This is a genomic window from Tardiphaga sp. (genome assembly GCF_028290495.1).
Classification (GTDB): domain Bacteria; phylum Pseudomonadota; class Alphaproteobacteria; order Rhizobiales; family Xanthobacteraceae; genus Tardiphaga.
Genome location: NZ_JAQGJT010000024.1, coordinates 23,190 through 39,126, shown reverse-complemented (window position 1 = coordinate 39,126; position 15,937 = coordinate 23,190). Strand labels below are relative to the sequence as shown.

The 15,937-nt window shown below is 59.9% G+C and carries 24 protein-coding genes; 8 read left to right on the top strand and 16 right to left on the bottom strand.

Features of this window, described 5'->3' with window-relative positions; translation table 11 throughout:
- Positions 1-59 precede the first annotated feature (59 nt).
- The 4 genes from JWQ24_RS04290 (at position 60) to JWQ24_RS04275 (ending at position 2,614) form a co-directional block, all read left to right on the top strand.
- On the top strand, positions 60-341 hold the full coding sequence (locus JWQ24_RS04290) for a hypothetical protein (protein WP_299804787.1): 282 nt from the start codon (positions 60-62) through the stop codon (positions 339-341).
- Between the two features lie 1,416 nt (positions 342-1,757).
- Positions 1,758-1,943, top strand: a complete 186-nt coding sequence (locus JWQ24_RS04285; protein ID WP_299804784.1) for a hypothetical protein — start codon at positions 1,758-1,760, stop codon at positions 1,941-1,943.
- Between the two features lie 15 nt (positions 1,944-1,958).
- Complete coding sequence (locus tag JWQ24_RS04280) at positions 1,959-2,303, top strand: nucleotidyltransferase domain-containing protein (protein ID WP_299804781.1); 345 nt, start codon at positions 1,959-1,961, stop codon at positions 2,301-2,303.
- Between the two features lie 149 nt (positions 2,304-2,452).
- Entirely contained in the window at positions 2,453-2,614 is a 162-nt protein-coding gene (locus JWQ24_RS04275; protein ID WP_299804778.1) for a hypothetical protein, read from the top strand.
- Here the strand turns inward: JWQ24_RS04275 and JWQ24_RS04270 are convergent.
- Positions 2,573-2,818 (bottom strand): hypothetical protein, encoded by a 246-nt coding sequence (locus tag JWQ24_RS04270; RefSeq protein WP_299804775.1) that lies wholly within the window; start codon positions 2,816-2,818, stop codon positions 2,573-2,575. The two genes, JWQ24_RS04275 and JWQ24_RS04270, sit on opposite strands and share 42 nt — an antisense overlap.
- A 542-nt stretch (positions 2,819-3,360) precedes the next feature.
- Positions 3,361-4,140: a hypothetical protein gene (locus JWQ24_RS04265; protein WP_299804772.1), complete on the bottom strand. Its 780-nt coding sequence runs from the start codon at positions 4,138-4,140 to the stop codon at positions 3,361-3,363.
- A gap of 372 nt (positions 4,141-4,512) precedes the next feature.
- On the opposite strand from JWQ24_RS04265, the gene JWQ24_RS04260 reads away from it, so the two are divergent.
- Positions 4,513-5,340 carry a hypothetical protein gene (locus JWQ24_RS04260; RefSeq protein ID WP_299804770.1) on the top strand — a complete coding sequence of 276 codons (828 nt, stop codon included), beginning with the start codon at positions 4,513-4,515 and terminating at the stop codon, positions 5,338-5,340.
- Positions 5,341-5,359: 19 nt separating this feature from the next.
- Here the strand turns inward: JWQ24_RS04260 and JWQ24_RS04255 are convergent, their stop codons facing one another.
- Positions 5,360-5,566: a hypothetical protein gene (locus JWQ24_RS04255; RefSeq protein WP_299804767.1), complete on the bottom strand. Its 207-nt coding sequence runs from the start codon at positions 5,564-5,566 to the stop codon at positions 5,360-5,362.
- 323 nt (positions 5,567-5,889) lie between these two features.
- Here JWQ24_RS04255 and JWQ24_RS04250 point away from each other — a divergent pair, with 323 nt between their 5' ends.
- Positions 5,890-6,303 (top strand): hypothetical protein, encoded by a 414-nt coding sequence (locus JWQ24_RS04250; protein ID WP_299804765.1) that lies wholly within the window; start codon positions 5,890-5,892, stop codon positions 6,301-6,303.
- Between the two features lie 17 nt (positions 6,304-6,320).
- Here JWQ24_RS04250 and JWQ24_RS04245 read toward each other — a convergent pair whose 3' ends face one another.
- Together JWQ24_RS04245 and JWQ24_RS04240 are read right to left on the bottom strand one after the other, a co-directional pair.
- Positions 6,321-6,800, bottom strand: a complete 480-nt coding sequence (locus tag JWQ24_RS04245) for a hypothetical protein (protein ID WP_299804763.1) — start codon at positions 6,798-6,800, stop codon at positions 6,321-6,323.
- Positions 6,793-7,041 (bottom strand): hypothetical protein, encoded by a 249-nt coding sequence (locus tag JWQ24_RS04240; RefSeq protein WP_299804760.1) that lies wholly within the window; start codon positions 7,039-7,041, stop codon positions 6,793-6,795. The genes JWQ24_RS04245 and JWQ24_RS04240 overlap by 8 nt, the downstream gene beginning before the upstream one ends.
- Before the next feature lie 138 nt (positions 7,042-7,179).
- Between JWQ24_RS04240 and JWQ24_RS04235 the strand changes: the two genes are divergently transcribed.
- Together JWQ24_RS04235 and JWQ24_RS04230 are read left to right on the top strand one after the other, a co-directional pair.
- On the top strand, positions 7,180-7,473 hold the full coding sequence (locus JWQ24_RS04235) for a hypothetical protein (protein WP_299804758.1): 294 nt from the start codon (positions 7,180-7,182) through the stop codon (positions 7,471-7,473).
- The gene (locus tag JWQ24_RS04230) at positions 7,470-8,129 is read left to right on the top strand and encodes a hypothetical protein (protein ID WP_299804756.1); all 660 of its coding nucleotides are present in this window, start codon (positions 7,470-7,472) and stop codon (positions 8,127-8,129) included. The genes JWQ24_RS04235 and JWQ24_RS04230 overlap by 4 nt, the downstream gene beginning before the upstream one ends.
- 80 nt (positions 8,130-8,209) lie before the next feature.
- Here JWQ24_RS04230 and JWQ24_RS04225 read toward each other — a convergent pair whose 3' ends face one another.
- From JWQ24_RS04225 to JWQ24_RS04175, 11 genes are all read right to left on the bottom strand, one after another.
- Complete coding sequence (locus tag JWQ24_RS04225) at positions 8,210-9,886, bottom strand: hypothetical protein (protein WP_299804754.1); 1,677 nt, start codon at positions 9,884-9,886, stop codon at positions 8,210-8,212.
- Between the two features lie 51 nt (positions 9,887-9,937).
- Complete coding sequence (locus JWQ24_RS04220; RefSeq protein WP_299804752.1) at positions 9,938-10,441, bottom strand: HNH endonuclease; 504 nt, start codon at positions 10,439-10,441, stop codon at positions 9,938-9,940.
- A gap of 118 nt (positions 10,442-10,559) precedes the next feature.
- The gene (locus JWQ24_RS04215) at positions 10,560-10,763 is read right to left on the bottom strand and encodes a hypothetical protein (RefSeq protein ID WP_299804750.1); all 204 of its coding nucleotides are present in this window, start codon (positions 10,761-10,763) and stop codon (positions 10,560-10,562) included.
- Positions 10,760-11,095 carry a hypothetical protein gene (locus JWQ24_RS04210; protein ID WP_299804748.1) on the bottom strand — a complete coding sequence of 112 codons (336 nt, stop codon included), beginning with the start codon at positions 11,093-11,095 and terminating at the stop codon, positions 10,760-10,762. Before JWQ24_RS04210 ends, JWQ24_RS04215 begins: the two co-directional genes overlap by 4 nt.
- A gap of 155 nt (positions 11,096-11,250) precedes the next feature.
- Entirely contained in the window at positions 11,251-11,463 is a 213-nt protein-coding gene (locus JWQ24_RS04205; RefSeq protein WP_299804746.1) for a hypothetical protein, read from the bottom strand.
- Positions 11,460-12,167, bottom strand: coding sequence for a hypothetical protein (locus tag JWQ24_RS04200; protein ID WP_299804743.1), 708 nt, complete (start codon positions 12,165-12,167; stop codon positions 11,460-11,462). The genes JWQ24_RS04205 and JWQ24_RS04200 overlap by 4 nt, the downstream gene beginning before the upstream one ends.
- A complete protein-coding gene (locus JWQ24_RS04195; RefSeq protein ID WP_299804740.1) occupies positions 12,164-12,334 on the bottom strand; it encodes a hypothetical protein in 171 nt (56 codons plus the stop codon). The genes JWQ24_RS04200 and JWQ24_RS04195 overlap by 4 nt, the downstream gene beginning before the upstream one ends.
- 750 nt (positions 12,335-13,084) lie before the next feature.
- Positions 13,085-14,740, bottom strand: a complete 1,656-nt coding sequence (locus tag JWQ24_RS04190; RefSeq protein ID WP_299804738.1) for an AAA family ATPase — start codon at positions 14,738-14,740, stop codon at positions 13,085-13,087.
- Positions 14,741-14,856: 116 nt separating this feature from the next.
- Entirely contained in the window at positions 14,857-15,150 is a 294-nt protein-coding gene (locus JWQ24_RS04185) for a PC4/YdbC family ssDNA-binding protein (protein WP_299804736.1), read from the bottom strand.
- Positions 15,147-15,488: a hypothetical protein gene (locus tag JWQ24_RS04180; protein WP_299804734.1), complete on the bottom strand. Its 342-nt coding sequence runs from the start codon at positions 15,486-15,488 to the stop codon at positions 15,147-15,149. The genes JWQ24_RS04185 and JWQ24_RS04180 overlap by 4 nt, the downstream gene beginning before the upstream one ends.
- A gap of 63 nt (positions 15,489-15,551) precedes the next feature.
- Positions 15,552-15,845 (bottom strand): helix-turn-helix domain-containing protein, encoded by a 294-nt coding sequence (locus JWQ24_RS04175; RefSeq protein WP_299804732.1) that lies wholly within the window; start codon positions 15,843-15,845, stop codon positions 15,552-15,554.
- Between the last annotated feature and the right edge of the window lie 92 nt (positions 15,846-15,937).

The window sequence follows — 15,937 nt, the reverse complement described above, 5'->3', positions numbered from 1 at the left end:
TACGTTCGAACATCACACTATTCAGCCACTACTGGCTGCGAAACGCGATGGAAACGAACATGCCAACGTACAATGCCTATGTCAGTGGCAACGATTTCAAAACCGGCAGCGTGCTCTCCATGGCGGCAAAAGCAGTCGAGCGGAGCGACACTCTCTCAATCGAATACCCGAACAACAGCCATGCTTCAGGCACGGTTATCTCAGCTTCACCAAATGAAATCGAAGTGGAGATTAATTTGCAGACATGGCGGCTGCGTCCGCACGCTCCGAGCGACGGCACAGTTCACAATAATCTGGCAGGCGCTAACGCATCATTCTGGACTGTCCAAACCAAGGTCTGAGCCGTCGCCGCGGTTTTTGCTCACGAGCGTCGTCCCGCTTGGGACATATCGTCAGATGCCGACTGCCATCAGCCACCGCACGGCAATCGCACAGATCCCAACAGAAATCTCTAACTTGCTCAAAATGAGAGAGGCCGCCAACCGGGCGGCCTCTCTATAATACTTGAAACTTATCGCCAGCCGCGATGGCGGCCGCGTGTCCAACCAAGATGGCGGCCGCGGTTGCCGTTTCTCATATGTCCGCGTCCATGACCGTGGCCGCCCTTGACTTGAATGATGGCACCTTCGGAAACGCCGATAAAACCCGGCGACGCGACGGGCATAGCCGACGCAGATAGTGTTGGAGCAAGCACAAAGGCGCAGGCTGCGAATCCGATCAACAAAGCTCGTTTCATGTAAGTGTTTCCTCCTTGAACTCGCGCTATCCGCGACCTCAAGAGGAAGTTCTGAGGACGCTTAGAGTTCCCCGAGGCATGGTCCCGCAAGGAAGGCCATATCGACGCTGTGGCGTTCAGCCGAACAGGTGATCCGGCGGTCGGGTTGTTGCCGAGCGCGTCCCAAAAGCCGCGCGAGGCGGGTGGTCACACAGCTACCTGCGACGCCGACCATGGCAGCAGCACGATCTTGCCGTCGAGTCCTTCAGCGCCGCATCCCTTCGCAGGCTATTCAAGAAAAGGGAGTGACCCGACGCTCACAATGTCGAAGCTTGCAAGCAGGCTCGCTTAAAGAACCGGCCTCAGCAAGGGGATGCCGAGGCCGTTATTCATCAGACGCCTTGGACGAATGGCTTCCGGTCGTACATCGACAAGTCAACGCGAAGGCAATGGTTCCCGCCTCAGCGGCGCAGTCGTCAACTGATATGAGCAAGTGCTGGCCAGCCTTAGACGATCGGCGCCCGCATGAAGCGCATCATCATCCACGGCGCGATGAACCATGAGAGCGGGACTGAGATTGCGAAGCTGCCAAAGACGACTGCAGGTATCCAAAAAGCATTTCGGCCACGTCGTCTGTGGTGAGATCGCTCACCAGTGTGCTGCCGATCTTGGGGAAGGCGCAAGTCACCAGAGAGTTACGCCACTGCTGTCTGTGCTTGGCATTCTTCCACTCCGATTCGTGCGTGGCGATGTAACGCTTTGCGGCAATTTCGAATGTGGTGGCGCGGCCCTTGGCCGGCTCGCCTTCCGGTCCCGCTCGACGATTGGGTCGAGGTCCGATTTGACCAGCTCACGGGGCTGGCGGAAGGGGTGTCCGGTCAACAGTATTGATTTGACTGCCTTTTATTTTACTTAGAAAGCAAAAGCCACGGTCTGAGCTACGGTGTTCATAACTGGCGAAGCGTTCGGTCGTCACCTCGATTCCGTTGCGTGTTCTTCCGTTGCTGTGCAGTGTGAGCTGCTGTCAATGGGGGAGGGGCCAATGAACATTCCCACCGAAATTCTCGCCGACGCCCTGATCATCGGCGCCTCGATCGCTCTCACATCGCGCTGGAGCGTGTCAGGCCTTGGCGGTGGCACAGTTCTACTGAACCGGTGGACCGGTGAGGTCGTGTGGTGTGCCCAAGCCGACACCACGCCCGGTCGCTTCAACTGCCAAGCGCGGTAGCTAGGCGGACGCGGCATGGCTGCAGATTTGACTGACGAACAGATTATTCGACTTCAAGGCTGGGCAGCCTCTCAAGCGGCCGTCCGCGAACTTTGGCTTTTTGGAAGTCGAGCAAAGGGAACAGCGAGGCCTGACAGCGACGTCGACATCGCGCTTGTGCTTATGCCGGCAAACGGAGCCCATGATTGGGCTCTGGGGGAATTCTTCGCGCTCGCATCTAAATGGAAGACAGACCTCGAACAATTGGTGGGGCGCGACGTAAGCCTTGAGGCGATCGTGCCCAACACGCCTGGCGATGCAGAAGTCCGTACCACAGGCACGGTCCTTTGGCGTCGCGACCATCAACTATACGGAAGCTGATTAAGGAAGCCGAGTGGAAGCTTCACGCGCTTGGGCAGCCGCCCCGATCCGTGTGAAGCGCGGAACCGAAGCCCCCGCGGTTGCCTCCGCCGTGAACCTTTCTGTAAGCCCTGCGACAAACTGTCACGTCTGCAACTTCGGAGGGTGTCATGACCGTTCTCGAATGGCTTTCGACAGCCCGCGCACCGGCTAAACAGCGGCGCGTGGAGTTCGATTCCGGCATCATCATTTTCTGCGGGATCGGCCTGCTTTTATCGCTCGCGGCAATGCTATTCGGGTGGCTCGGCCTGGCCGGCGCCGAAAGTTTTTAATGCGCCGTCCTCGATCTGCTCCAACCCACCTCTGGCGGCTGCGATCTCGACATTTAGATGATCAAGCGCCGCGGTGAAATCGAAGCCGCTTCGATCACTCATCTGACGCGCTAGCCCCTCGCGGTGAGCAATGAGATCTAGCAGCGCCTGACGATTACCGAGCTTCACATAGGCCATGATGATTTGGTTGATTGCTGAAGTCACCTGCTGCCTCCATTGGAGTTAGGCGGGGGACCGGCGGGCCGGGCTTGCAATTCCAAAGCATAACGCAGGTCTCGGGCTGCCTTGAATGCCTTGCGCACATTCAGGTCCTCTGAGTTGGTATCAAAGGTGATCAACCTGTTGCACTGAGGGCAATTTGCCTGGAATCCATTGCGGATCCGGCTGCCTCTCTCACGGAACACAGAGTTACATTTTGTGCATTTGATCCTAATTTTTTCCTCAACCACGAAATTCTCCTACTTTTAAAGGTAGAAGCTTGCCAACAACACCTTAACGTGTGGCTAAACAAAAACCCGCCGGTGAGAAGCCGGCGGGTCTGTAGTTAGTCGCGGTATGAGTTACGAAGCCCGCTTGCGGCAAAGGTGGCAGGCAATCCTTAAAAAAGGATTCCGGCGCGGGACCGAAGCACCGCGCCACTCACGAGCTATGAATGCCGCCGCCCCGTAAGCCGCTGAATTCGCTCGCACCAGTTCATCATCGCAACGAACCCGTTCAGTGTCTTGTCGCACGAACGGTGAACGGATTTAGGTGGGGAATACGTCCAGATTTTCGAGAGGCGTCGTCGGGTTGTCGAGCATGCGGTCGATCGTGGCACGTACAGCGCCGGAAGCCAGGTGGCGGAGATTCTTAAGCACCATCAACGGCAGCTTCGCATGTTCATCTGGATCATCGACCGTCGATCCAGTTTTTACCTCATAGCCTGTCTCGATGATTAATCTCGCGAGTGTCTGGTTTAGCGACGGTGTAAGTTTGCAGATCGCATCGCCCGCGTCCCAGCGCTCGTCTGATATGCGGGACGCTGAGGATACCGCGCTTGGAAGACCTGCTGCTTGTCGAATTTGCCGTGCATCGCGCAGGCGCTTAATAAGCGCGCGCATCTTTCGCCTATAGTCGGCCCGGGCTTGCCGGCGTCCTGGCGCGTTGAGATCTTTCATCGACGCAAACATCGAAACATAGCTTTCATAATCCCGCTTTAAATCGTACGGAGATATCCGAATTCTTCGATATGCATCGGCATGCTGTGGTGGCTCCGGTAGTTTTTCGATCTCCGGCCAGCCGCAAATGGCCCCGCATCGCTCGCTTTTGTTGTTGATGTAGACCGGTCCTTGCAACACCCAGGCTGGCAACGTCGCTTCGATCGCATCGCAGTGCTGATACATTTCGCGCTCCGCCCGGATCAGTTCCTCCCGTTGTGTCCACAATTTATCTAGCACCACGTCGTCATTTTCTGGCGACAGGGCAGAAGAGATTGAGGGTGAAGAAACGAGGGCGCCGGCGAGCGGCAGAGAAACGATGGCGTTCATGAGAAAGCTCCTTCGGGTTGAGATCGGCGATGGCGCGGCAGATACACAACACGGAGGGGCTGGTGGTGGGGATTCCGGGATTATGGTTGTTTTCATATTCGTGCTCACTGGTTCGGCTGATCAAAGCCGCGCTCGGTGACAGACCGAGCAGCCGGGGGTTGATCACCAGCCAGTGAGACTGGTCGAGACGCTTTTAAGGGCCGAAACCCTCTGGACAGCACGCTCGCCCCCGGCCATAATTCGGCCGATCGGAGCCGCGCCGCCAAGCGCGTCCGTCGCAGAGACCGAAAACGGCTTCTGCATAGTCCGCGGCCCTCGACGCCAATCGAGAGCACAGATCCTTAGGTGGATTGCGGATAGTCACTGGTCCGGGTGATCAAACCCAGCGGCGATGTTGCACCTGATTTGCTGAATTTTCAATTAGCAATTCCCCGTCCGGGGAAATCGTGGTGCCATGGCGTCATGACTGAAACCCCACCGCGCTGGACCGATGGCCGATACCAGCTCCCGCTTTACGTAACCGACGGCGAGATCGCCCGGCGCATGGGCGTCGGGGTCAAGGCAGGGCGAAAGGCCATCCAGCAATTGCGCCTGCACCCCAAATTCCCGCCGCGCACATTCGGTGGCAGGCGCTATTGGCCGTCGGTGGTGGACTTCCTCGACGCATGGAATGGCCGCGCGAGCGCCGTGCGCACCGATCCTGCTGCCCCGCCGGACGAGCCTTTGGAAAGGTTGAGGGCGTTAGAGCAGCGGCTTGGCCGTGAATTGGACCCGGAGCTTGCGTCTGATCCTGAGCTTCAACGTTTCCTGATCGATGACGATGCGCGTCGATCAAATGGCGGCAGGCGCCAACCTAGCATGGAAAAGGCCGAAGTATGGTTGGCGAACCGTCGGTTGGAGCAAACGAGGTCGAACGACGCTGGGAAATCGCGACTAGAGCCTTCTCCGGCTGTGAAGCCGATAGTCCAAAAGCGAAAGCTTGCGCCGCCGCCGCCGAGACGCGGTCGAAAGGCGGATGAGTACTGGGACGCTTACATGAAGAGCCCGCTAAATAAGCGGACGTTCCACAAACCAGGATGGGTTTTTATCTTAGCTCCTGATGGAGGAAACTGGATTGAAGAAGCAAAACCAACCGATCCAGGGTCTTGGCAGAAAGATTTTGTACCACCGCCAACGTCACCGACCGAGGATGAGTGCTGAACACGGCCCAGCGGTACCGTCAGCGCTTCTTTAGATTCGCCGCCTGCTCGCGCCGATCGAGCTCGGCCTCGATCGCCTCGCGGATAAAGCGAGCCATGCCCTTGTCTCCCACCAACTGACGAATCCGTTCCTTGACCTCATCAGAGATCCGAACATTCGTTGACTTGTTGCCCAGTGGTGGCCGACCCATACGACCGGAACTATCCGGTGCCGTAAAGTGAGTCAAACTCCCCTCCATAAACGGTGCCGCTTATTGACGGATAAACGGCATCGTTTATAAATGCAACCTTTGCCAGACTTCCCGGCATCCCGCCGGGATTTCGCACAAGGGGTTGCCAATGGTCGTCATCGCAGCCGGCGTCGCCGCAGTTATCGTTTATTTCGCTCTCGGCTTGTGGGTCTGGGGCCGTATCCTCCACCGCCCCCTAGCCTGCAAGAGATGATCACACGTTGCCGATTCTCTCTTGACCGACGGGTGGTGTGCTTCAGCTTTCCGGCCCTAATCCTTGCGACTGGTCCACACCGTTGATTCCACCGTACCCTGCCTTCATGGGCACAAAGGCACGCGAGACATTGTTCGGGCCGACGATCCGGGCGTCGGCGGAACGCGCCAATATCGCCCGGCGCCATGCAGACGTGCTGGCCTGCGAGGCCTGGAACTACCGCATGCTCGGCTATAGGGGGCCGGCCCAGCCATCGCCAACGATCGGCGACGCCTTGAACGCCGGGTTCGGCTATCTGGAGGTCCGGTGCCACGGCTGCGACACTCACCAGACGGTTGCGCTCGACATCATCCGTCGGCCGAAAGAGACCCCGGTCTACGACTTGGAAAGGTATATGCGCTGCAAGGACTGCACAACGGTTCGGCGGTATCCCTACAAACGCAGCCACCTCGTAGCGCTGCGGCAGCAGAAAATCTCCGCAATGCACCCGCCGGCAGTGTGGTGGCCGGGAGAGCGGTAAGCCTTTAGCTTTTTCACTTAGGTCTGTGCCTTGGGCTTGGACCGACGGGTGTTCTTCCGAGTGCTGGGCTTTGCCGATACCGCGCGCTCACTGCCTGCCGTGCCCGTCAAGTTCTCCGTGCTTCGCAAACCCGTCAGATTGCCGACAACCACGTTGTAAGGCTTCGCCGCTTTAACAGCGCCGCTAATTCTCTCCCTCATCTCAGCGTAAACCCGCGAGGAAACGGAGGTGCTCTGGGCGAGATCCGTCTTGCCGATTTGGACATCTTTGGGATCGAGCGAGTATAGCCTGCTTCCAATAATGGCTTCGGTGAGGTTCGCCGCCGCTCGGTCGGCGGTATAGGTTTCAGCGGTCGCACCGGCAAAGGCTGCGGGTGCTGGCCGGAAGACCTTGTTCGAGCGATGGATCGCCGCCTTAGCGCCGATCCATGCCATGCTGGCGACCAGGACCGCTGCAAGTAGCGGCAGGGATACAAGAAAATAGTCATTGCTAGACATCGTTCAGCTCCAAGAGCTTGAGCACCATCTGCCCGACAACGAGCAGCAGGAGTGCCGCGAAGATGCTAATCCCCATCCACCAATAGATCAAAGTCCATCTTTCGGGCGAAATTACCTCCATCGACGTCGCTTTTAGCGCCAACGGCGTGAAAACCCCGACCGTGATCAACGCGGTGCCAAGGGTATTGCAGGCGGTGGCCCCGAGCTTGATGCGTTCGATGGAGGAAAGGGATAGAGGCACGCTAAGGCTCCTGCTCGAGTTGGTCAGGGATGTAGGCGATCTCCGCGATTATGTCCCGAAGTTCTTAATGTCGAAACGAATCCGACCTGCTCGGCTTGAGTCCGCCGATCTGTGCAGTTGCGTTTCGGAGCCGCGATCATGTCCTGGGATCTCAGGTCTCCCGACCCCATCCCCGTCTCTGGTAGGAAGCCGCTGGAGACGCTGTGCGACGCCGGGGCCTACATCACCGCCCTTCCTGCCGAAACGCACAGCACCCCCTCTTGGCAGACCGCAATAGACTGCCTGCCGCTGGCGGCCGACAAAGGCGGGCCGGTCGAGTTCGCCCGGCTGGCGATGGAGAAGGCGTTGCGTCCGAAGCCGACGCCGAGCTACACTTCGGCAAAAAAGGACGTCAAGTGGCGCAGCAATTACAAGCTGGTGAGAGATCGATGACTTCTGAACCGGCCGCCCCCGACGATGACCCGCAGACTGTGGTGCATCGATCCGATGATGACGAAGTATCCTTGCTTGTCGGCCAGATAATTCGTGGTTGGAGCGGGATCGAGAATGAGGTCTGCCAGCAGATAAGGCAGATGCAAACGCACTTTCGCGTCCGGCGACTTCGAGCCCGGATGGCTGAGTGGCAGGAGCATCGCCGCGAGCTTACCTTCCGACATCCATTGAAGCTTGAGACGCCGGTTAAAAAATTCGAACTGCGCCGGCGATATTGGCGGAAACTGTACTGCACGCTTTGGGATCACGATCCAAAGGCTGTTTCGAACGTGGCCAAACTGATCACTGCCTTCGACGAAATGATCGATCTACGAAATGCTTTGGCTCATGGCGTTATATCAATGACACCGAGAGCGGAAGGTCAGGACGCCATCAATATTAAGAAATGGGAATGGACGGAATCTTATCTTGTCGATCGAGCATTGCTTCCGGAACAAAGAAAAGGCGTCCCGGAAACGAGGCGATTTACCTTGGACGAACTCCGGGAAGCCGTCGTTAGTTTGCAAAAGCTCAGCTCGGACGTCGACCAGCTAACCTTTTCGCTTCCAGATCCCAACGGCCCAGAGATCGACATTCCGCCAGCCCCTCTGAAGTAGCCAGTTCGAAGGCCTCAGAGGTCCGACGTGCGCTCGTCCATCGAGATGGATCGCCGACCTACTGCTGGAGTTGGCGTAACCTACTGCAGCGGAGGTCCATTTGTAGTGATGCCGAAAAGATCGACATTGAAGTTATTGTAGGTTCGGCTGGGTTGGCCGGTCGCGATGAAGGCCTGTCCGTTGAAAAGCGGCGGTCGACAGGACATCGACATGGTGACATTTACAACTTGCGAAACCATGTTGGCGCATCCCGGTATAACCGTTCCTGTGGCCTTGTTGCCCATCATCATGGTCGTCGGAAGCGCGGTCGCGTCGCCCTCAATGTCCCCGATCAGCCCGGTAGCGGTCCAGTGAATTTGACCGGCGGTTTCACCGAAGAAATCGATATAGAAGCCGTACAAAGGTGACGTCCCGAGAGTCGTCGATGGCATCGTGAACGTCTTGCCGTATATCGACCAGACATTGAAGATTCCTGGTGCAAAAATTGTTTCATTGATCGGCGCCGAATAGTAGTTCGTCGGCATAGATGCCACTTGCGCGCAAATGGGCTTCGTCACGTAGAACACGCCGCCATTGTCGTCGGATAGGACGATAGCCGGGACGATCTGGGTTTCTGCTGAGTTGATGGTAACGGTGACAGACGCCCATTGCCAAGTGTCCAGCGCGCCACCGATAAGCGCACCGTAGTTCCATACGCTGTTCGCAAAAATTCCCATTTTTGCTGTCGACGAAATTTTGATCTTTTGCTTGATGCGAGCAGCGCAGGTGAACTTCTGCCCCTGCAGGGCAACCGTCTGCGCGGGTGGCAAGGTTTGGTACAGGTACTGAAGACTCGACGAAGTTTGCTTCAGGCCGATGACTTGGGTAGAGCCGCCGATCGTGTCGAAGTTAACCGGGTCATTTTCTGCCCACATCCATGTTTGGGCAGTTTTGGTCCATTGGCTTGGCCCGTTGCCGTTCGAGGCTGTGTAATCCCCTGTCGTCATAACCGTGCCGAGACAAGAACTCGGAGCAAAACTCGTGACGCCAAGCGGCGCCATCACGGTAAATGAAGATACTGGATTTCCTGTAATGGTCAGCACGCGAAGCGCGGAGAAAATTCCCGTTGATCCAGCCTGAATAGGCAATATTCCTGCCGCACAGCCCGTATAAAGCTGCACAAGAAAGTTCGGTTTGATCTGATTAAGCGAACTCGGCGTGATGTTGATCGTAACTATGCTGCCGACATTCGAGATGCTGTTGACGTTAAACGGAAGCAACCCTCCGGTGCCCTCCGCTGCTTGTTTGGTAACAAGTCCAACTCCGGCCATCAACTGGAAGCCACTGTTCGACAGCAAGTTCTCCGCGTAGAACGGCGGCGCTGGCAGGCCCGAGACGCACTGAGCGACCGTGCAGTTTTTGAATGTGCCGGTCGACACATCGAAGATCATCATCCGGTCGACGGCCGGATCGGGGGCGACCTTGTTCGGCAGGCCCTGGATCGTGAAGTCGGTCTTGTTGCCGGTCGCCGCGGTCGGGTTGCCAAGCAGCGTGGCCGCGGGCGACTGCGCAAGCTGGCTGTTCGGCACGGTATTCTTGCCGAGTATCTGCTGCAGTTGCGAGAACGGGATCGCCTGCGATGGACCCGGCCCGACGCCCAGCCGGCCCACCACCGAGTTCGGCGGCAGGTTCTGGGGATAACTCGGCACCCCTTGAGCGGCGGCGAGCGCCGGCAGCATGGCGACGAAGGCGACGAGAGTTTTGATCGGGTTGCTCATGGCCGGGATGATGCTGCCCGGCCGAATCCGCAACAACGCACCGACTCGCTATTACCTCGCAGCGAATGAGCCATGAAGCTGTTTTGCCGCAGCATCATAGGCGGCCTGCGCCTCAATCTTCGTGGCGAAGCGCCCTAGATCAAAGCGCTTCTTCTTTTTGTGGATCAGCGCCCGCCATCGAGGCGGCCGTCCCGGAATCCTGCTGTCCATCCGGTACACGCCCTTCGAACGATCTTTCCGGCGCGACCGAACCCTCATCATCTTTTGAGACCGATCAACCTCCAGCAAGTTGCTCCACCGAATGTCGGTGCTATCGCCATTCTTAAACGTGACCAGATGCTTTGGGTATCGTCCGATCATATAGAGGATTGCGAGACGGCCTGCGCGACAAGCGTTTCCGTCAACTGTAATCTGAACTGACCGCCGACCTTCAGGCCCGCTGATTGTTCCGGCCACATCCCCTTTGCGATAGGGCAAGACATCGAAGCGTCGAATGAATATCCCTTTTCTGGGCTTATACTCGAACAGAAATTTCAAGCGATGTTGCGTCAGCATGTTCGCTATCCTTGTTACTTGTCGCAAGAATTATCGACCGGGATCCGCGCGTGGCAGGCATCAACCCTTGATGTCGAAACCGGCAGCGGAAACCTGCTTCGCGTTGTGGCTGGGCATGTCAGTTCACCTTGCTTGCGGCGACCTCGAACGTGCCGCCGATCATCAGCATGTCGGCCGGATAATGCGGCGTGAGAAGATCGAGGAAGCCCTCGTCGTGCCGGAACATTTCGGCGAACGGCAGCACGGCGCCCGGTTCGAGGTCGACTTCAACGACCTGCTCAGCGTTGGTCTTCGGGTTCACTGCTCGGAATTTGCACTTCATTTTTCGGTCTCCGCTTTAATGCTGCTGGACAGCACGATGTTGGCGAGAGTCATCTGCTTCACTTCCTCCGGCTCGCCGGCGAGAAAACGCTTCGTAAATTCAGGGCTGCGCATCTTCTGATCTTTCCACGCCTTGACTGTCTCGAATTCCTGTTTCGTCATTTCGCGGCCGGACAGCGTTTCGCGCGTGACGTCGGTAGAAACGCCGATATCGCGCAGCCATGCCGCGGTCTCTGCCATGAGCTTGGACGTGGAGTCGGGCATGTCGCCGCCGGTGACGACGCCGGCGATCGCAAGGTCGACCGGATCAGCCTTGTCGATCATCTCCTGCAACTCGCCGAATTCCTTCCCCGCGGGGCCGTCACCGGCAAGAAACCTATCGCGCCATCCGGTGTCTGCTTTCAGCGCGTCAAGGCGCGTTGACGCCTCTGCTGCATTCGTCGGCGGTGCCGGTGGCGCCGGTGGCGCGGTCTGCTGCTGCTGATCAGTCATGATGCTTTCTCCCCTGTGTAAACATTGCCGACGCCGATCGCCGCGCACGCCTCGCCGAAGGCCGCCATGACTTCCGGATCCTGTAAGTGGCTCAGCGGCAGGCCGCCTTTGAGCGGATGGCAGCACCGCGGCAGGCCAGTGATCGCGCAGCCGCTTTCACTGCACGCGCTGCCGCAGTTGTCGCGGGTCATTCCGGAAAGGTCGCTCATGCTGCTTCGCCCTTCGCCAGCGCCGCGCTTTCTGCGTTGAGCCGGTCCATCTGAATTTCGATGTCTCGCAAAACGCTCGTCTGCGCTTCGATCATCACGTCGAGGCCCGCCTGCAGCTTGGTGTGGTCGTCGTTGGCAAGGTCGGGGGCCTTGGCAAACGGAAGGCACTTCTCGCCGCCGGGCAGGGTAGGCATCAGCCGCCACGCCTCCGCGGCGATCAAGGCCTTCAGGTCGCCGGCCCAGGGCCCGCCGTAGCCATTCCGACCAAGCGCGACGAAACCCATTCGCGTGCCGGTTGGCAGGGCGACGGCCATGTCGTTCGTCGAGCGGACATATTCGCCATAGGCCGCAGCCGCGGTGCCGATCGCTTCCATGATCGTCGCAACCGCCTTCAGCCGCGCGTCGGCATGCCGCTTCATGATAGCGAACTGTTCGGTGCGCATCGCGCCAGCAAGGGCGGCGTCTGCCTGGCGGTCCAGCTTCATAGCCAGCGCGTGCGCCTGTTCAAGCTCGCCGACGTCACGCTGTGCGGCCGAGATCGTCGTTCGGAGGTCCGCCAACCGCTTTGCGGCGCCCGGGACGCCTTCGGTAGCATCAAGGACAAACTGCCCGACGTCCCGTTCGAGATCCCGGAGAACTTCGCGGGCGACCTCCAGCTTGGTGGCGATCGGCGGTGCGCGGGGTGGCGTCGGCTTTGCGCTCATGCTGAGGCCCTTTCTTTTTCCGCCGCCGCGAGCCGCGCAGCCAGCGCGTCGGCGAGCACGATCTTCACGAAAGACGAAACCGTCCGGCGGTCGCGATCGGCTTCGCTTTTCACCCGCGCCGCCAACTCGGGCTCGACCCGGGTACTGATCAGTTCAAGTTTCGACATCGGCCATCTCCGTGGTTGACCGAAGCATCACACCGGAGAGACAAGCCGAACAACGCACCGAGTTGCCGCTGGGAGAGCCGCCGGATTTTTTTGGAGCCGCCGCGAAAGCGCGAGGTTGGTGACTTTTAGCGATTGGGTTCGGGTTTGCTTGGTACCCCCCTTCGTGGGACCCCTTTTGTGCCTGGTCGGCTGGCGTTCCGATGCTGCAACGGCGAGCCAAAGCGTGCGCGTGTGTGCTCGCATATGCAGGCGACCACGCACGCGGGTCTTCTGAGTTCTTGGAGAGGTCAGCAGATAGCGCGCGCGAAAAGTGTCCCGCCGTGGCTTTCGACCGTGGTTTTGCCGGCTATCCAAGCCGATCGCAGCCAAAATCCACATGCTTTTAAGGGCAGGCGAGAGGATGTGTGGAGGATGGGCGTTCCTCCAGCTCACGTAGTAACGGTTAGCGCGCCTTGGTAACGCCGTTATGGGCCACCGATCGCCGCTCGGCCTATCGTTGCCGGGTGTTTGGCCCTTCGCCTGGTCGGTCGCTCTTTCGCTGTCGTTATGTCGCTCATGCCGATGATCCAGGCAATACGCCCCTTCACCCATCTGCCCTTTCTTCGCGGTGGTGGCACGCTCGGCCACCCAGGCCGAAAGCGGGCTTCCAACCGCGGGGGTTTATAAGGGGGTTGGAAGCAGGCAGTCCGAAGGCGGTTGGAAGCGGTCCGAAGGCGGTTCGCATGGCGGTCAGCAGTGGGGTTGGAAGCGTCACTCGCCGGTTGGAAGGCGGTTGGAAGGGGTGACGACGAGGCGCTGGCGCTGCTTCGAAGGCGGTCCGAAGGTCTCGGTGGTGATGCGGTTGGCGGTCAGCAGCCGCTCCATCGAGCGGGCGAGGGCGGTGGCGGTGACGTTGCTGGCGCCCTGCATCGTGGCGAGTTCCTTGGGCGCGTAGCCGGCAGCCTTGTTGGGCGTGACCCAGCGGCCCTGCGTGTTGCGCTCCTCCAGCAGGCGGACGAACAGGTCGTCGAGGTCGCGCTGCGCCGCGGCGCGTACCGGCGACGCCTGGCTGCCTTCGCTGCCCTCCATCACGAAGCTGCCTTCCTCCCATCGAAGCGAGACCTTGTCGCCGACAGGGCCGTAGTTTGATTTCTTAACCTCCAGCACGCGCCCGGTCGTGCCGTCATCGGCGGTCACGGTCTCGAGATGCAGCCGGGCCCTGGTCGCGTTCTGCCAGTCCATTGATCCGCCGCGACCGCTGCCGCTGGTGATGCCGGACAGGCTCGGATGGTCGAGCAGCAGCACGGCGCACTCGACGTCCTGAGCGAGCCGGCGGAACATGCCAACAAAGGTCCGGGCGTGCACGCGGTCGTTCTGGTTGCCGCCGAAGGTGCCGGCGATGCTGTCGACGATGATCAGCACCGGACGGATTGCTGCAGCGGCGGCTGCCAGTGCCGTGAACAGCGGCGTCGGCGCCATCGCACCGGTGGCGAGCGCGGTGCCGAGCAGGCAATTTTCCGGGCTGGCAAAGTTGAAATACAGGTCTGTGATCTCGTCGGGCTCGATGCCGCGCTTTCGGGCGACGCGCTCCAGGCGCCGGCGCATCTCGTTCTCCGGTTCCTCGGCGCTGACAAAGATCACCGGCCCGGCCTCGCAGGTGGTGCCGAGCCAATCGCCCAGGCCACGCTCGACCGAAATGGCGAGCTGCAGCGCCACCGTCGTCTTGCCGCCGCCACCGTCGCCGGAAAGGATCGTGGCGTCGCCGGCGGGGATCCGGTTGGTTGCGAGCCACTGCATGGGCGGCAGCGGCACGTCGCGCCATTCCTGCGGCGTTACCAGATCGATTGCCGGGCCGGTGGTGCCATCATCGAAGTAGGGGGCCTCTGCCGGCGCCCAGCGGTCTTCCTCGGGCGGCCGCGGCTCTTCGATCGGCTGCGCGGCAGCGCCGGGCCGTTCATCGAGAGGCGACGACGTTGCTGCCGCCATCAAGCCCTGCACAACAGCGACGCTCAGGCCGTGGCGCTGTCCCATCGCGTGCAAGGCGTCGATGAGTTGCAGCCATTTCTCAGGCTCGTCTTGCCGGGATTTGAGGCGCAAAATCTCGGTCGCTGCCCGGGTAAATTGGCGAGCGAGAAATTGGCGATCGACGTTGGCGAGCACTCGGTCCCAGCTCTCCAGCGCCTGGTCGATCACCGGCGAGATCGAAACCATATAGACGTGGCCGGCCTCGATCGGCTCGTCGTCCTCTGGAAACGTTTCGTCCGCGGCGGGCTGGCTGTCGGCCGGTCGGGCGTCGGGCGCATCGGATGCGAGCAGCGCAATTGCTGGATCGCCGTCGATCTCGTGCAATTCCGCAACTTCCAAAATTCGATCTTTGACAGTCACCGAGTCGAGTTGACCTTCGGCGACGTATCTTCGAAGGGTCATGGCGACTTCACACAGCGATGCGCGGCGATCGTCCGGTTCAGCCAGCGCGACAGTGCGCGCGGCGATTGCCATCGCTCGGAAGGCTTCTGTCGATGGCGATACTGCAGCTTGCGCCGTCATTCGGGCTGCTCCGTGGTGCTGGCGCCTTCTTCGATCAGGCCCAGTTCGCGGGCCTTCACCAGCGCCTTCGTGACGGCGGCGGCCAGCTCCGGCAGTCGCAGCACCGCGACGGCGATTCCCTTGGTCGTGGGCACCAGCTTGCCGGCCCGGTCCGTGCTGTGGGTGCGGATGTTGATGAGGTTGTGACCCTCGTAGGTCGACAGCGAAACGATTACCGCATCGCCGCGGCGGTTCTTCCAGAATTTCGTGATCTCGATCGGCTCATCGAGCGTCGGCCGGCGGGCGCTCATGGCGTGATCCGATCCAGCGCCGCACCGATCGGGCTCGCGGGCACGCCGCGGCCGTCGCGCTTCACCGCGTGCAGGATGGCGTCGAGCGGGCAGCCGTATTGCAGCGCCAGGCTTGCCAGGATCGCGGCGTCGCTCGCCAGCACGTCGAGCAGGGAATCGGCGCGATCGGCATTGAGGAATATTTCGCCGACGCTGCCGTCGGGGAAGCTGCCGACGGTCATTTGATAGCGCGATCCGTCGAGCACAAACTCGATCGTCTGCGAGGCGCGGCGGTGCGGCAGGATGTTGCGCGTTCGCAGCGCTGGCTTGTCAGCCGAGGCGTTTTGCCCTATTTCCATGGTGCTGATCCTGAAATTGCTGATCGAAACTGAGAAAGTCGCTTCCTGGCCGAAGCGGCTTTTTCATGCGGCTGCGCTTGCGGCCTTGTCCTTTGCCGGACGGGCGCGGCGCGCGGCTTCAGCGGCGAGGCGGCGCTTCACATAGGCGTTGATCGAATCCACCGTGATCCGGCGGGATCGGCCTTCCGTGTAGCTCTCGAGTTCGCCGTCATTGATTAGCGAGTAGAGCGTGGCGCGGGAGACGAGGAGCGCTTTCATCGCCTGGTTGGGCGAGGCGACGAGGGGGGCGTCGATGGTAATTCCCTGGGGCTGCGTCATGGTGTGAACATCCAGTTGTTTCCTGATGTCTGCCACCATGACGGGGCGGCTATTCTGAACAACGCACCGAGATACGCCCGGGGGATGATCGCAGCCGGCGGCGCGGACGCCGTGCAAGTCGCCTGATATCC

Bases quoted from the DNA above. Each gene is read 5' to 3' on its own strand.
- JWQ24_RS04275 (WP_299804778.1), top strand. From the start codon at position 2,453: ATGACCGTTCTCGAATGGCTTTCGACAGCCCGCGCACCGGCTAAACAG.
- JWQ24_RS04220 (WP_299804752.1), bottom strand. From the start codon at position 10,441: ATGCTGACGCAACATCGCTTGAAATTTCTGTTCGAGTATAAGCCCAGA.
- JWQ24_RS04245 (WP_299804763.1), bottom strand. From the start codon at position 6,800: ATGTCTAGCAATGACTATTTTCTTGTATCCCTGCCGCTACTTGCAGCG.
- JWQ24_RS04180 (WP_299804734.1), bottom strand. From the start codon at position 15,488: ATGGAAATAGGGCAAAACGCCTCGGCTGACAAGCCAGCGCTGCGAACG.
- JWQ24_RS04185 (WP_299804736.1), bottom strand. From the start codon at position 15,150: ATGAGCGCCCGCCGGCCGACGCTCGATGAGCCGATCGAGATCACGAAA.
- JWQ24_RS04225 (WP_299804754.1), bottom strand. From the start codon at position 9,886: ATGAGCAACCCGATCAAAACTCTCGTCGCCTTCGTCGCCATGCTGCCG.
- JWQ24_RS04175 (WP_299804732.1), bottom strand. From the start codon at position 15,845: ATGGTGGCAGACATCAGGAAACAACTGGATGTTCACACCATGACGCAG.
- JWQ24_RS04280 (WP_299804781.1), top strand. From the start codon at position 1,959: ATGGCTGCAGATTTGACTGACGAACAGATTATTCGACTTCAAGGCTGG.
- JWQ24_RS04230 (WP_299804756.1), top strand. From the start codon at position 7,470: ATGACTTCTGAACCGGCCGCCCCCGACGATGACCCGCAGACTGTGGTG.
- JWQ24_RS04205 (WP_299804746.1), bottom strand. From the start codon at position 11,463: ATGAGCGACCTTTCCGGAATGACCCGCGACAACTGCGGCAGCGCGTGC.
- JWQ24_RS04285 (WP_299804784.1), top strand. From the start codon at position 1,758: ATGAACATTCCCACCGAAATTCTCGCCGACGCCCTGATCATCGGCGCC.
- JWQ24_RS04215 (WP_299804750.1), bottom strand. From the start codon at position 10,763: ATGAAGTGCAAATTCCGAGCAGTGAACCCGAAGACCAACGCTGAGCAG.
- JWQ24_RS04195 (WP_299804740.1), bottom strand. From the start codon at position 12,334: ATGTCGAAACTTGAACTGATCAGTACCCGGGTCGAGCCCGAGTTGGCG.
- JWQ24_RS04250 (WP_299804765.1), top strand. From the start codon at position 5,890: ATGGGCACAAAGGCACGCGAGACATTGTTCGGGCCGACGATCCGGGCG.
- JWQ24_RS04190 (WP_299804738.1), bottom strand. From the start codon at position 14,740: ATGACCCTTCGAAGATACGTCGCCGAAGGTCAACTCGACTCGGTGACT.
- JWQ24_RS04235 (WP_299804758.1), top strand. From the start codon at position 7,180: ATGTCCTGGGATCTCAGGTCTCCCGACCCCATCCCCGTCTCTGGTAGG.
- JWQ24_RS04290 (WP_299804787.1), top strand. From the start codon at position 60: ATGCCAACGTACAATGCCTATGTCAGTGGCAACGATTTCAAAACCGGC.
- JWQ24_RS04265 (WP_299804772.1), bottom strand. From the start codon at position 4,140: ATGAACGCCATCGTTTCTCTGCCGCTCGCCGGCGCCCTCGTTTCTTCA.
- JWQ24_RS04200 (WP_299804743.1), bottom strand. From the start codon at position 12,167: ATGAGCGCAAAGCCGACGCCACCCCGCGCACCGCCGATCGCCACCAAG.